Raw genomic sequence first — 13,494 nt, forward strand, 5'->3', positions numbered from 1 at the left:
GCCCGGCGCCGGCTGCAGCGTACCGCAGCCGTGCCGCGCAGCCGTCAATGCCCACCGCCTCGGCTTCAGGTCGGCCGGCCGCTTGCCGCAGGGCGCCGCTTTTGCGCCAGCAGTAGTATCCGCCAGCGCTTACCAGTGTCACCCAGCGTGTCAGCCCATGCCTTCCCCAAAGCCGCGAGGCTAACAAAGACGGATGAGTTTTCATCCGTTTTTGCTTTGCGGCCCCGGCGGCGCAGCCCGCATTTCGTGCTCTACGTGCGCGCCAATGACCGTCCGGAAGGCCGGCTTGGCGTGGTGGTCGGCAAGAAGTTCGCGCCGCGCGCGGCTGAGCGCAACCTGGTGAAGCGCATGGCGCGCGAGCTGTTCCGCCAACGCCGTGAGCACCTGGCGGGGCGCGACGTGCTGCTGCGCCTGCAAGCCAAATTTCCGCGCGCGGAATTTGCGACGCGCGCGGCGGTCCGAAGGGCATGCGCGGCGGAAATCGCCAGCCTGCTCGACGTAGCGGCCAAGCCACTGCCGCCACCCGCACCGCCTGCCTCGCCCTCGGCACCGCCACCCGCGGCGCCACCGGCGAGCCCCTCGCAAAGCCAGCCACCAGGCCTTCCGGCCTGAACCGCCTGCCATGAAGCGAATCCTGCTAGCCCTGTTGCGTATCTACAAGATCGCCCTGAGTCCTTACCTGGGCTCGCAGTGCCGCTTCCTGCCGACCTGTTCCGACTACGCCCGCGACGCCGTCATCCATTACGGCGCCGCGCGCGGCAGCTGGATGGCCGCCTGCCGGCTGTGCCGCTGCCATCCTTTCGCCCAAGGCGGGTATGATCCCGTGCCGGGCACGCAAGCTGACGACACTGCCAGGCCGGACACCCACGCGGGCCGTTCCGTCCATGCCGCCGCAGGCCATGCGCCTGTTGCGATCCGTCTGCCCAGACCCTGATTTCTCCGACCACAGCCAGACATGGATATCAAACGCACCATCCTCTGGGTCATCTTCTCGATGGCCCTCGTGCTGCTCTACGACAACTGGCAGCGCTCCCAAGGCCATGCGTCGATGTTCTTCCCGAGCACGACGCAACAGGCCGCTTCGGCGCCCGCCGCCAGCGGCGCTGCCGCCCAGGGCGACGTGCCCAAGGCCAACGTGGCGCCAGGCGCAGCGGGTACCGCTGCTGCCCCGGCCGCTCCGCAGGCCGCGGCCCAGCCCGCCGGCGAGAAGATCGTGGTGACCACCGACACGGTGCGCGCCGAGATCGACACCGCCGGCGGCATCGTGTCGCGCCTGGAGCTGCTCAAGGAGCATGAGAAGGACGGCAAGCCGGTGGTGCTGTTCGAGCGCGACAACGTGCGCACCTACATGGCACGCTCGGGCCTGATCGGCGGCGACCTGCCCAACCACACCACGGTGTTCACCGCCGCCCCGGGCCCGCGCACGCTGGATGGCGCCGAGCAGCTGGAAGTGGCGCTGACCGCTGAGAAGAACGGCGTGAAGCTGGTCAAGACCTATGTGTTCCACAAGGGCACCTATGTGGTCGACACCAAGTTCGCGGTGACCAACGCGGGTGCCGCGCCGGTCTCGCCGACGCTGTACCTGGAACTGGCGCGCGACGGCAGCAAGGTCGAGCAGTCGCAGTTCTACAGCACCTTCACCGGCCCGGCCATCTACAGCGACGCCGACAAATACCACAAGATCAGCTTTGAAGACGTGGCCAAGGGCAAGGCCAGCGTGCCGGCCGCAGCCAACAATGGCTGGGTGGCGATGGTGCAGCACTACTTTGCCTCGGCCTGGATCCCGCAGACCGGCAAGGAGCACAGCTTCTACGTCCAGCAGATCGACCCGAACCTGTACCGCGTGGGCGTGCAGCAGCCGCTGGGTGAAGTGGCCCCGGGCGCCACGGTGACGACCGATGCGCGCCTGTTCGCCGGCCCGCAGGAAGAGCACATGCTCGAGAAGATCGCCCCGGGCCTGGAGCTGGTGAAGGACTATGGCTGGCTCACCATCCTGGCCAAGCCGCTGTTCTGGCTGCTGGAGAAGCTGCACGGCTTCCTGGGCAACTGGGGCTGGTCGATCATCGCGCTGACGGTGCTGATCAAGCTGGTGTTCTTCCCGCTGTCGGCGGCAAGCTACAAGTCCATGGGCAAGATGAAGGACCTGCAGCCGCGCATGACGTCGATCCGCGAGCGTTACAAGAACGACCCGCAGAAGATGAACCAGGAGATGATGGGGCTGTACAAGACCGAGAAGGTCAACCCGCTCGGCGGCTGCCTGCCCATCGTGATCCAGATCCCGGTGTTCATTGCGCTGTACTGGGTGCTGCTGTCGTCGGTGGAAATGCGCGGCGCGCCGTGGCTGGGCTGGATCCATGACCTGTCGGTGCCGGATCCGTTCTACATCCTGCCGATCGTGATGGCCGTGTCGATGTTCGTGCAGACCAAGCTGAACCCGACCCCGCCGGACCCCGTGCAGGCCAAGGTCATGATGATCATGCCGCTGGTGTTCTCGGTGATGTTCTTCTTCTTCCCGGCCGGCCTGGTGCTGTACTGGGTGGTGAACAACATTCTGTCGATTGCGCAGCAATGGCAGATCAACCGCATGCTCGGCAAGGGCAAGGCGGTGGTGGTGGCCAAGAGCTGAAGCTGTTGCAGGTTGCGGTAAGCGAAAAGCCCGGCAGTGATGCCGGGCTTTTTGTTTGATGGATCGGGGCGCTGACAGCCATCACCCCTCGTTGATCGCCGCCCGCCTATAGCGCAACCATGTCGAAATCCGCTTTCGCCATGCCGCAGTCCGGGCAGCTCCACTCCAGCGGGACCGCGCCCCACGGTGTGCCGGGCGCGATCCCGTGCTCGGGCATGCCGAGCGCTTCTTCATAAACGAATCCACAGATACGGCACTGCCAGATGGTCATGCGGCCCCCCGCAGCGAGGGCGCACGGGTAGAGACGCCGGCGGCGCGCGCGGTGTCTTCGATCTCTTCGACCAGCGGGGCGATGCGCGCCAGCTCGGCGCGGTTGTCGTCGTCCCACGGATGGAAGCCCGGGCGGAAGTAGCTGAGCCATTCCGGGATCATCTTGGGCAGCACGGCGGGCGAGGCCCACAGGAAGCGCAGCACGCTGCCAAACCCGGTCAGCTTGTTGCGGCAGCCCTTGTCGCCCATCACCAGCGCGATGTGGAACACAAACACCATGGCCCAGAACGTCACGGTGGTGGTCAGCATGGTGAAGGTGCGCAGGAAGTAGCGGTAGGGGCCGGGCTTCATCACCGTGTTCCAGACATCGTAGGCCACGGCCTTGTGCTCGGTTTCTTCCAGCGCGTGCCAGGTCCACACCTGCCGGTAGCCGGTCTCAGAGGCCGCGCCCATGTGGCGCTGGTCCTGCAGCAGGCCGCCGGCCAGCATCGCGGTGTAGTGCTCCAGCGCGATGGTGTGGGCCAGCTGCCAGGACTTGGGCAGGATCTTGCGCAGCACGTCCAGCAGCTTCCACACCGTGCGGTCCAGCGCCGCGGCGGGCAGGCCGGCGTCTTCCATCAGCCGGTTGTAGAGGATGTGCTCGCGCGTGTGCATCGCTTCCTGGCCGATAAAGCCGGCGATGGCGCGGCTCAGTTCGGGGTCTTTCACCTGGTCGCGGTAGTTGCGCACGCTGTCCATGAAGAAGCGCTCCCCGGCGGGGAAGAAGATCGACAGCGCGTTGATGAAATGGGTGACGTGACGGCCCCGTTCGTGCCAGTCGCTGATGCGTTCTGGCGGCAGGTGGGGATGCACGTCGCGGCGGACTGGCATCATGGCGGTCTCCTTGGGTGAAGGCCGGCGCGTGTTGCGCCGGTGGGAATTCATTGGGCTGCCAGGAACGGCAGCAGGTCTGCGGCCACGCGTTGCGGGTCTTCTTCCATCGGCACGTGGCCGAGCCCCGCATAGCGGCGCAGCTGCGCGCCGGGGATGCGCTCGGCGAAGGCCTGCGCGTGCGCGGGCGGGATCCAGCGGTCGCGCTCGCCCCACAGCACCAGCGTGGGCGCGCGCACGCTGCCGAGCAGGTGGGTGTCAAGCTGGGCAAAGTCGAGCTTGGGCACCATCTTGCCGACGGCCTCGCGGCTGCCTTGGGCGTAGAAGAAATCGACGTAGCGGCGGAAGGTGGACTCCGGCACGCGCGAGGCATCGCCATAGACGTCGCGCGTGGCGGCGCGGATGATGAACTCGGGCAGCATCCACGGTGCCGACCAGCGCACCGGCGCATGGCGGAACAGGTCGATGTAGATCGGCAGCCGCATCGGGAAGCCGGCGGCGTCGATCAGCACCAGCTTGTCGACCGCATCGGGCCGGCGCACCGCCAAGTCCCACGCGATCAGCCCGCCCAGCGAGTTGCCGATGATGCTGGCGCGGCGCACGTTCACCGCGGCCAGGAAGGCATCGATGAATTCGCGGTAGCGGTGCACGTCCATGGTTTCGATGCGGCCGCGCGCATCGCGCAGCGGCCCGGTCAGCCCGAACGGGGCGAGGTCCAGCCGCAGCACGCGATAGCGCTGCGCCAGCGCCGGCACGATCCCTTGCCACGTATGCAGCGAAGCGCCGAAGCCGTGGATCAGCACCAGGATCTCGCCGTCGGCGGGGCCTTCGTCGGTGTAGTGCACCATCGCATCCAGCACGCGCACCCAGCGCGAGGCCGGCAGCGCATGGCGCTGCGCCAGCGTGGCGCGCGACAGGCTGAACAACCCGACGCGGCCTTGCCCGAACCAGCGCGTCAGCGCCCCCGGTGGCGCCAGCAGCGCAGCATCCTGTTCGATCGCAAGCCGGTTCACGGGCGCTCTCCCTGGCCGATCGAGACCGGTGCCGCAGCGGGGCCCAGATCGCGCTTGCGGCGCGTCTCGCGCACCACCAGCGACTGGTAGGCAGCCGGCAGCAGCCGCGCCATGGCATCGGCGGCGTAGGCGTCGGGTCCGATCAGCACGCGCCGGCGATCGCGGCGCACGCCTTCCAGGATCACGCGCGCGGCCTTGTCGGGCGAGGTGATGAAGAATTTCTCGAACTCATCCTTGCCGTGCTGCGCGTCGCGCACCAGGAAGCCGTTGACGCTGGATGACACGCGGCTGGCCTGGGCGATATTGGTCTTGATGCCGCCCGGGTGCACGGTGGTGGCCGACACGCCGCAGTCCATCAGGTCCAGCTCCTGCCGCAGCGATTCGGTGAAGCCGCGCACCGCGTACTTGCTGGCGTTGTAGGCGCCCATGCCGGGCTGGGCAAAGATGCCGAAGATGCTCGACGTGTTGACCACGTGGCCGTCGCCGCTGGCCTTCAGGTATGGCAGGAAGGCCTTGGTGCCGTACACCACGCCCCAGAAGTTGATGCCCATGATCCATTCCAGGTCGTCGTAGCTCATGCCCTCGACGGTGCTGGACAGCGCCACGCCGGCGTTGTTGAAGATCAGGTTGATGCGGCCATGCGCCTCGGCGGCCGCGGCGGCCCACGCGTAGACCGCGGCGCGGTCGGCCACGTCCACGGTGTGCTGCGTGATGCGGGCCTGCGGTGCGGCGGCGATGGCCTGGGCCACGGTCTGCGCCAGCCCGGCCTCGTTGCGGTCTGACAGCGCCAGGTGGCAGCCCTGCCGTGCCAGCGCCACCGCCAGCGCGCGGCCGATGCCCGAGCCGGCGCCGGTGATGGCGGCAACCTTGTTGCGGAAGTCCTTCATGTCCGGTCTCCTTCCGGTGATGTCGTTCTTTTGGGGGTGAATCGGGGGGAATGCGTGTGCGTCAGGCACCGGCGACCGTGGCGATATCGGCCGACCCGGGCTGCATTGCGGCCTCGTCCGGCAATGCGCGCCGCACCGGGTACAGGTCGTAGTCGGTCATGCGGAAGCTGGCCGTGGCGCGGCGGAACTGCCAGGTGAAGCCCGGCCACAGCGTGGTGTTGCGGCCGCTGCGCGGGTCGATGTACCAGCTGGCGCAGCCGCCTGCGGACCAGATCGCATGGCCCAGCCGCGCCTGCAGCCGTTCGTTGAAGCGGCGCTGCACCGGCTCGCGCACGTCCACCGCCTGCACGCCTTCGCGGCGCATCTGCTGCAGGGCGTCCGCGATGTAGGCCACCTGCGACTCGATCATGAACACCATCGAGCTGTGGCCCAGGCCGGTATTGGGGCCGACCACGAAGAACAGGTTGGGGAAGCCCGCCACGGTGGTGCCCAGGTAGGCCTGCGCGCCGTCGCGCCAGGCATCGACCAGGTCCACGCCGTCAAGGCCGGAGATCACGCCGCGCGGCAGCGGATCGGTGGCATGGAAGCCGGTGCCCAGGATGATGCAGTCGGCGGGCCGGCGGGTGCCGTCGCGCAGCACCACCGCGTCGCGCTCCACGCGGGCGATGCCGGTGGTGACCACGTCCACGTTGTCGCGCGTCAGCGCCGGGTAGTAGTCGTTGGAGATCAGCACGCGCTTGCAGCCGATGGTGTAGTCCGGCGTCAGCGTTGCGCGCAAGGCGGGGTCGCGCACCTGCCTGGCCAGATGGCGGCGCGCAACGCGCTCCACCACCTTCATGATCTTCGGATGCAGCACAAAGCCCAGCACGCGCGATTCCAGCATCCAGTAGATGCCGGTGCGCACCAGCGTCTGCGTGAACGGCAGGCGGCGGAACAGCCAGCGCTCGGTCGCGCTGACCTCGCGGTCCGGCTTGGGCATGATCCACGGCGGGGTGCGCTGGTACAGGTCCAGCTGCGCCACCTGCGGCGCGATCTGCGGCACGAACTGGATTGCGCTGGCGCCGGTGCCGATCACGGCCACGCGCTTGCCGGCGAGCGCATAGGCGTGGTTCCAGTGCTGGGAGTGAAAGCATTCGCCCTCGAACGAGTCCAGCCCCGGGATATTGGGGGTCGAAGGCCGGCTCAGCCCGCCCATGCCGGAGACCAGCACGCGTGCCCGCACCACCTTGCCGTCGGCCATCTCCAGGCGCCACACCTGCGCGGCCTCGTCCCAGGCGGCGTGGCGCAGTTCATGGTGCAGCCGCAGGTGCGGGCGCAGGCCGAAGCGGTCGGTGCAGCCTTCCAGGTAGGCGCGGATCTCCGGCTGGGTCGAGAACATGCGCGACCAGTCCGGGTTCGGCGCGAATGAAAAGGAATACAGGTGCGACTGCACATCGCAGGCGCAGCCCGGGTAATGGTTGTCGCGCCAGGTGCCGCCGACGGAGCCGGCTTTCTCGAAGATCAGGAAGTTGCGCTCGCCGCGCTCGCGCAGCCGTATCGCCATGCCGAGGCCGGCAAAGCCACTGCCGATGATGGCAATGTCTGTGTGCTCAAGGGCAGGGGATGCCTGCTGCGGCAGCTCCGCGGGTGCATTCATGGGCGCTCCTCACCGTTATTACAGTGTTTATTGTGACATTGATGGATGTCATCGTAGGAAGCGCAGGGCAGGTGGTCAATGCCGTGAGTTGAAGGATCGTTCTAATTTTTGGGGATTTCCAGCGGCGTTTGGCGCACATGAAACAAGGCGATGCCACCCTGCAGGCGCTTGTGCTGTGGAATTCAGTCCTGCGTTTGAAACCGGGAGATTTTTTTCAGGCTTCGCGGATCACGAAGGCGTGGCCGCAACATTCAGGCGCTAGGCGGCCTGTCCCTTGCGCCGCCAGCCGTGTGGCGTTTCACCGGTCCAGCGCTTGAAGGCGTGGGTGAAGGCACTCTGCTCGGAATAGCCGAGCCGCATCGCGCACTGCGCCAGGCTGATGCCGGGATCGGCAAGATACTGTTCCGCCAGCGCGCGCCGCACGTTATCCACAAGTTGTGAATAACTGATGCCCTGCGCCTGCAGCCGCCGCTGCAGGGTGCGCACAGGCATGCCCAGGTGCGCGGCCACGTCGGCAATCGGCAGTTCGCCCTGCGGCAGCCGCCCGCTGATATAGGCACGCGCCTGCGCCAAGGCGTCGGCCCCGGCCGGCACGATCTGCTGCAGCTGGGTATCGGCGATGCGCGTCATCTGCGCCTGCATGCCCGCGTCGGCCTGCAGCGACGGCAGGTCCAGCAAGGCCCGTTCGATATGCATGGCATGGCGCGCGGCGTTGAAGACCACGGGGCAGCCGAACACCTCGGCATGCAGGCGGGTGTCAGCCGGCGCGGGATGCGGGAATTCCACCTGCGTGGCCACGTGCTGCTCACCGATCAGCCAGCGCGCGAATACTACCCAGGTTGCCATGTGCAGCTCATGCGCATGGCGCGACAGCGGGCCATGGCGGGCTTCCCAGGTCATGCAGGCGGCCTGCGGCGTTTCAATCAGGCGGGTGCCGCCGATATCGTTGGCCAGCACCTCATAGCGGATGCCTTGCAGGATGGCGTCGCGCACGGTGGGCGTGGTCAGCACCACGTAGCCCATCTCGGCATAGTGGCGCGGCGCGAAGGCGGCGCCGGCGCGCAGGCCGACATCGGGATCGCCGGTGACCTGCTCCAGCCAGTCGAGCAGGGCCAGGTAGGCGGCGCCGGGAATGCGCGTGGCAGTCTGCGCACCGGTGGCGTGCAGCAGCTCGGGCGGCACGCCGACGGCGCGCAGCTGTTCGGCCGGGGCAATGCCCTGGCGCGCGCCGTGGTCGAGCACGGCGCGGAGGTAGGCGAGCGAGACGGTGCCCAATGCGGTGCCCGCTTGCGTACCACTGGCACCGCCGTCGGGCTGGTTGGCGCGTGGCATCAAATCACCTGTCGTGCGGGATCAAGACCGGGCACCGATCTTTATCCATACTCCGGGTAGCGTCAATGCGGGCCTGCCCCGCCTGAATACAAGAGACCGACGCAAGGAGACAACATGCCCCCCAACTATCCACACCGCCGTGCGGATGCCGATGCCGAGGCGCTGCACGCGCTGACGCGGCGCGGCTTCCTGAAAGTCGGCCTCGGCTTCTCGGCCGCGCTGGCCTGTACCACGCTGGTGCCGTCGCTGGCCGGCTGCTCGTCGGCCAATTCCGCGCCGCAGGCCGGCATGACCTGGCTGCGACCGGAAGACGTGGCGATGTTGCGCGCGCTGCTGCCGGCCATCGTCACCGAGCTGGCCGAAGCCCCGCCGCCGCGGCGCGCGACCCTGGAGCAGGACGCGCTGCGCAATATCGACGCGACCTGCGCCGCGATGGGCGCGGGGGCGCAAGCCGAGCTGCGCAAGCTGTTCGGCCTGCTTGCCAGCATGCCGCTGCGCTGGGCGCTGACCGGCATCCGCCAGGACTGGAGCGCGGCCACGCCGGCGCAGGTGCAGGCCTTCCTGGCGCGCTGGCGCGCCAGCCGCCTGGCCACGCTCAATGCCGGCGCGGTGGTGCTGGTCAAGCTCATCAGCGTGAGCTACTACGTGTTGCCGGCCGCGTGGGCGGGCAGCGGCTATCCCGGCCCGAACGCGGCCGTCTACAAGGCGCTGCACGCCTGATCCCCGACATGGCCATCGACAATCTCTACGACGCCGGCATCGCCGCCGGCTGGAAGGTGCTGGACGCTGCCACCTTCACCACCACGCGCACGCTGGATGCCGACGTCGTCATCGTCGGCAGCGGCGCGGGCGGCGGCATCAGCGCCGAGGCGCTCAGCCGCGCGGGCCTGCGCGTGGTGCTGCTGGAAGAGGGCGCGCTGCGCACCTCGGACAACTTCCGCGACATGGACGAGAACCGCGCCTATCGCGAGCTGTACCAGGAGGCCGCGGCCCGCACCACGGCCGACGGCGCCATCGCCATCCTGCAGGGGCGCTCCGTCGGCGGCAGCACCACGGTCAACTGGTCGTCGAGCTTCCGCACGCCGCCGCAGACGCTGGCGCACTGGGCCACGCATCACGCCGTCACCGGCCACAGCGAGGCCGACATGGCGCCGTGGTTCAAGCAGGTGGAAGAGCGCCTGGGCATCGCGCCATGGGCGATGGCGCCCAATCCCAACAACGACGTGCTCAAGCGCGGCTGCGAAACGCTGGGCTGGGAATGGCACGTGATCCCGCGCAATGTGAAGGGCTGCTGGAACTCCGGCTATTGCGGGCTGGGCTGCCCGGTCAATGCCAAGCAGTCGATGCTGGTGTCGACCATTCCCGCGGCACTGGCCAGCGGCGCGACGCTGGTACACCGCGTGCGCGTGCGCACGCTGGACCATGACGGCAAGCGCGTGCAGTCGGTCACCGGCGAGGCGCTGGGCGCGGACGGCTATACGCCCACCGGCGTCGGCGTGATCGTGCGGGCCAAACACTTCATCGCCGCCGGCGGCGCCATCAACACGCCGGCGCTGCTGCTGCGCTCGCGCGTGCCGGACCCGCATGAGCGGCTGGGATTGCGCACATTTATCCATCCGGTGAATATCAGCATTGCAAAAATGCCGGAGCGCATTGATCCCTATTATGGCGCACCGCAGTCGATCGCTTCCGACCACTTCCAGTGGAAGGATGGCGCGACCGGACCGATGGGCTACAAGCTGGAGGTGCCGCCGCTGTTCCCCGGCATCAGCGCGGGCGTGGTCAACGGCGTGGGCGAGGCGCTGCGCCGCGACATGGCGCAACTGCCCCATACCAACGCCATGCTGGCACTGCTGCGCGACGGCTTCGTGCCAGAGAGCGCGGGCGGGCGCGTGCGGCTGGCGGCCGACGGCAGCCCGCTGCTGGACTATCAGATGAGCGACTACGCCTGGGACGGCGTGCGGCGCGCGTGGCTGAGCATGGCGCAGGCGCAGTTCGCCGCCGGTGCGGAGCGCGTGCGGCCCGCCCACCTGGACGCCGCCGAGTACCGCAGCTGGCCGGAGGCGCGTGACGCCATCGCGCAACTGCCGCTCAAGCCGTTCCGCACCGCGCTGTTCACCGCGCACCTGATGGGCGGCTGCGGCATGAGCGACGATGCGCGCGGCGGCGTGGTGGACAGCCATGGCAACCACCACCAGCTGGCCAACCTGTCGGTGTTCGACGGCTCGGTGTTCCCGACCAGCGTGGGGGCCAATCCCCAATTGTCAGTGTTCGCGCTGACGGCACAGAATGCGGATGCGCTGGCACGGAGCCTCACGTCATGAGGTATTGGCCGCGCAAGCCTGCAATGTCCTGCATTGCAGGCATCCGGCATGCCTGCTCCATGCAGGCGGCGGGCGACATTGTTGTGCGATTCCCCACACCAGTGGCGCAATTAGAATGCCCACTCCAATTCAGGTCTTGTGAAACGCTCGAAGTGGTGGATAGGCTTCGTACAGCTGTTTCAAGCATCCGTATGCCGTCAGAGCAGGGAGCGGAACAGCGTAGCAAATTGCTAAGGGGTTTAAGGCAGCAACGAAGAGAGACGCCCCCATGAAGACCGGCAAAAGCTCGGCAGGAGACACCAAGGCCCGGATTCTCGACGCCACGGAAAAGTTGTTTACCGAGGTCGGCTATGAAGCCACCTCGCTCAGGCAGGTCACGTCGCGCGCCATCGTCAACCTGGCCGCCGTGAACTACCACTTCCGCAGCAAAGACATCATGATGCACGCCGTGCTGAGCCGGCGGCTGGATCCGCTCAACGCGCGGCGCCTGGCGCTGCTAGATGCATGCGAAGCGCGCTGGCCCGGCAACAGCATCCGCTGCGAGCACGTGATGGGTGCGCTGTTCGTGCCCGCGCTGCAGATGGCACGCGACCCGTCGGTGGGCGGGCCATCGTTCCTGCGGCTGCTCGGGCGCGTGTATTCGGATACCTCACCGTTTATCCAGCAATACCTGCTGGAGCACTACGCTCCGGTGTACGGGCGCTTCTTCGACGCCTTCTCGCGCGCCATTCCGGGGCTGCCGCGGCATGAGCTCGGCTGGCGCCTGCAGTTTGCGCTCAAGGCGCTGGCCGGCGTGCTGGCCGGCGAAGAGCTCACCAGCCTGCTGCCGGTGTTCACGCAGGGCCGGCAGATGAGCGATGCGCACGTGCTGGCCCAGCTCACCGCCATGGTGGAAGCCGTGCTGAACGTGGCGCACCCCAGCGCGGATGAGTTCTCGGCCCTGCAGTCAGTGTTCGAGCTCGGCGAGCAGCAGCAGGCCGAGCAGCGCGCCAGCAGGCTGGCCGCAGCGCAGTCTGCCGATGAACTGAGTGCCAGTTGCGCCGCGATGACGGCAACCATGGGCGATGCGGCCAGCCAGACCGCCGCCGCCCTCGGCAAGGCCCGCATCAGCGCACGCACCGTGCGCAATGAGGGCACCAAACGCTCAGCCGTGACCAGCATGCCGGTCCGCGCGCGCGAGCAAACCGTGAGCTTCCCCAGCAACCCGCTGGATGACTGGATGCGAATGCGCACCAGGACATAGCGGCGCGCGCCGCGCCCGGTTACCGCCGGGCCGGCGCCACCGCCCTCACGCAAAACCTGAACCGTCGATCCACCCAGCGAGGCCACGCACAGGCCCCGCGGACCCCGTGCGCCTCATCGGATTTTCCAAGGGCGCGGCGGTGGCCCCGTTCGCGCCTGCGCTGCCCGCGCTCCGCCCCTGGCGGACATCTTGAGGAGGAAGCTGCCATGTCGATCCAACCGCTTTACCTTGCCGCCGTCGCCGGTGCCGTCATCGGACTGCTGGCTGCGCCACTGGCCATGCCCCCCGTGGCCATGGCCCAGACGGCCACCACCACCGCCGTTGCGGGCACGGGCTATGACGGCCAGACATCCGCACAGCAAGCCGCACTGTTCTCGCGCCAGGTCGCCAGCGGCGAACTCGCGCGGCTGTCCGATGAGCAGGTGCTGGCCGTGTTCCAGGCGCTGCAGCCCGATGCGCTGCTGAAATGGGCCCGCGCCGAGATGAACCGCTATCCCGAGTACGAGTACTGGATGTCGCGCCAGGAACGGCTCAACAACCAGTGGCAGGACCAGCCCGCGAGGATGCAGATCCGCTACCGCCATCAGCCGCGCCAGCTCTATGCGAAGTGGTTGCCCGGCGGCGCGCAGTCGGGCCAGGAAATCATCTACGACGAAACCCGCCGCAAGGACGAGATGTACGGCCACCTGGGCGGCGTGCTGGGCTTCACCTCGATGTGGATCGGACTGGACGGCACGCTGGCGCGTTCGCAGTCCAACCACACCGTGCGCGACCTGGGCTTCCAGTTCGTGCTGTCGATGCTGGAGCGCGACGCGAAGTCCCTGCGTGCCGCCGGCCTGTCCGAGAAATACAGCAAGGCCGAGATCGTGCAGGAGCAGGGCGTGCGCATGGTGGCGCTGACCTGGGACCTGCCGGCCGGCGCGCCGCAGTACTACGCCAAGAAGGTGCAGCTGATGCTGGACCTGAAGCATCCGTATATCCGTGTGGAAACCGCCTGGGATGCCGACGGCAACATGGTCGAGAAGATCGTGTTCGACAAGCTGGTGCGCAAGACCTTCGAGGCCTCGGCATTCGATCCGGCCAATCCTGACTATCGCTTCTGAAATGTGGCAAAGCGGCGCGCACCGTGCGTTTGAATCGCTGGCCGCGCCGCCTGCCGCGCAATCCGTGCAACACCCGCATTCCACAGCCACATGCGGCATGCACGCCAGGCGCGCCTGTTTGGAACGGCCGCTCTATTGACGCAAAAACACGCGAGCGGCGAGAGTCGCCGCACCCGGGAGGGATCCAGCC

The 13,494-nt window shown here is 67.9% G+C and carries 13 protein-coding genes; 7 read left to right on the top strand and 6 right to left on the bottom strand.

Annotated features, from left to right (window positions below):
• The first annotated feature begins 147 nt into the window (after window positions 1–147).
• Genes rnpA through yidC form a run of 3 tightly spaced genes read left to right on the top strand, consistent with a single transcriptional unit; the run spans window position 148 to window position 2,626 of the window.
• Window positions 148–612: a ribonuclease P protein component gene (rnpA, locus tag AC07UK_RS17860; RefSeq protein WP_085959671.1), complete on the top strand. Its 465-nt coding sequence runs from the start codon at window positions 148–150 to the stop codon at window positions 610–612.
• 10 nt (window positions 613–622) lie between these two features.
• Window positions 623–934 (top strand): membrane protein insertion efficiency factor YidD, encoded by a 312-nt coding sequence (yidD, locus tag AC07UK_RS17865; protein ID WP_013958492.1) that lies wholly within the window; start codon window positions 623–625, stop codon window positions 932–934.
• Between the two features lie 21 nt (window positions 935–955).
• The gene (yidC, locus tag AC07UK_RS17870) at window positions 956–2,626 is read left to right on the top strand and encodes a membrane protein insertase YidC (RefSeq protein ID WP_436223022.1); all 1,671 of its coding nucleotides are present in this window, start codon (window positions 956–958) and stop codon (window positions 2,624–2,626) included.
• Window positions 2,627–2,732: 106 nt separating this feature from the next.
• Here yidC and AC07UK_RS17875 read toward each other — a convergent pair whose 3' ends face one another.
• From AC07UK_RS17875 to AC07UK_RS17900, 6 genes are all read right to left on the bottom strand, one after another.
• Complete coding sequence (locus AC07UK_RS17875; RefSeq protein WP_035817912.1) at window positions 2,733–2,897, bottom strand: rubredoxin; 165 nt, start codon at window positions 2,895–2,897, stop codon at window positions 2,733–2,735.
• Window positions 2,894–3,769, bottom strand: coding sequence for a metal-dependent hydrolase (locus tag AC07UK_RS17880; protein ID WP_494686577.1), 876 nt, complete (start codon window positions 3,767–3,769; stop codon window positions 2,894–2,896). Before AC07UK_RS17880 ends, AC07UK_RS17875 begins: the two co-directional genes overlap by 4 nt.
• 47 nt (window positions 3,770–3,816) lie before the next feature.
• Window positions 3,817–4,779 carry an alpha/beta fold hydrolase gene (locus AC07UK_RS17885; protein WP_494686576.1) on the bottom strand — a complete coding sequence of 321 codons (963 nt, stop codon included), beginning with the start codon at window positions 4,777–4,779 and terminating at the stop codon, window positions 3,817–3,819.
• Window positions 4,776–5,666 (bottom strand): SDR family NAD(P)-dependent oxidoreductase, encoded by an 891-nt coding sequence (locus AC07UK_RS17890; RefSeq protein WP_436223019.1) that lies wholly within the window; start codon window positions 5,664–5,666, stop codon window positions 4,776–4,778. The genes AC07UK_RS17885 and AC07UK_RS17890 overlap by 4 nt, the downstream gene beginning before the upstream one ends.
• 61 nt (window positions 5,667–5,727) lie before the next feature.
• Window positions 5,728–7,302 carry a flavin-containing monooxygenase gene (locus AC07UK_RS17895; RefSeq protein WP_494686575.1) on the bottom strand — a complete coding sequence of 525 codons (1,575 nt, stop codon included), beginning with the start codon at window positions 7,300–7,302 and terminating at the stop codon, window positions 5,728–5,730.
• 258 nt (window positions 7,303–7,560) lie between these two features.
• On the bottom strand, window positions 7,561–8,634 hold the full coding sequence (locus AC07UK_RS17900; protein ID WP_494686574.1) for an AraC family transcriptional regulator: 1,074 nt from the start codon (window positions 8,632–8,634) through the stop codon (window positions 7,561–7,563).
• Between the two features lie 114 nt (window positions 8,635–8,748).
• On the opposite strand from AC07UK_RS17900, the gene AC07UK_RS17905 reads away from it, so the two are divergent.
• The 4 genes from AC07UK_RS17905 (at window position 8,749) to AC07UK_RS17920 (ending at window position 13,304) form a co-directional block, all read left to right on the top strand.
• Window positions 8,749–9,354, top strand: a complete 606-nt coding sequence (locus tag AC07UK_RS17905) for a hypothetical protein (RefSeq protein ID WP_494686573.1) — start codon at window positions 8,749–8,751, stop codon at window positions 9,352–9,354.
• Between the two features lie 8 nt (window positions 9,355–9,362).
• Window positions 9,363–10,958, top strand: coding sequence for a GMC family oxidoreductase (locus tag AC07UK_RS17910; protein ID WP_494686572.1), 1,596 nt, complete (start codon window positions 9,363–9,365; stop codon window positions 10,956–10,958).
• Between the two features lie 268 nt (window positions 10,959–11,226).
• Entirely contained in the window at window positions 11,227–12,201 is a 975-nt protein-coding gene (locus tag AC07UK_RS17915; RefSeq protein ID WP_494686571.1) for a TetR/AcrR family transcriptional regulator, read from the top strand.
• Between the two features lie 206 nt (window positions 12,202–12,407).
• Window positions 12,408–13,304: a DUF1571 domain-containing protein gene (locus tag AC07UK_RS17920; RefSeq protein ID WP_494686570.1), complete on the top strand. Its 897-nt coding sequence runs from the start codon at window positions 12,408–12,410 to the stop codon at window positions 13,302–13,304.
• Window positions 13,305–13,494 lie beyond the last annotated feature (190 nt).

Source organism: Cupriavidus sp. GW821-FHT07C08 (genome assembly GCF_059419025.1).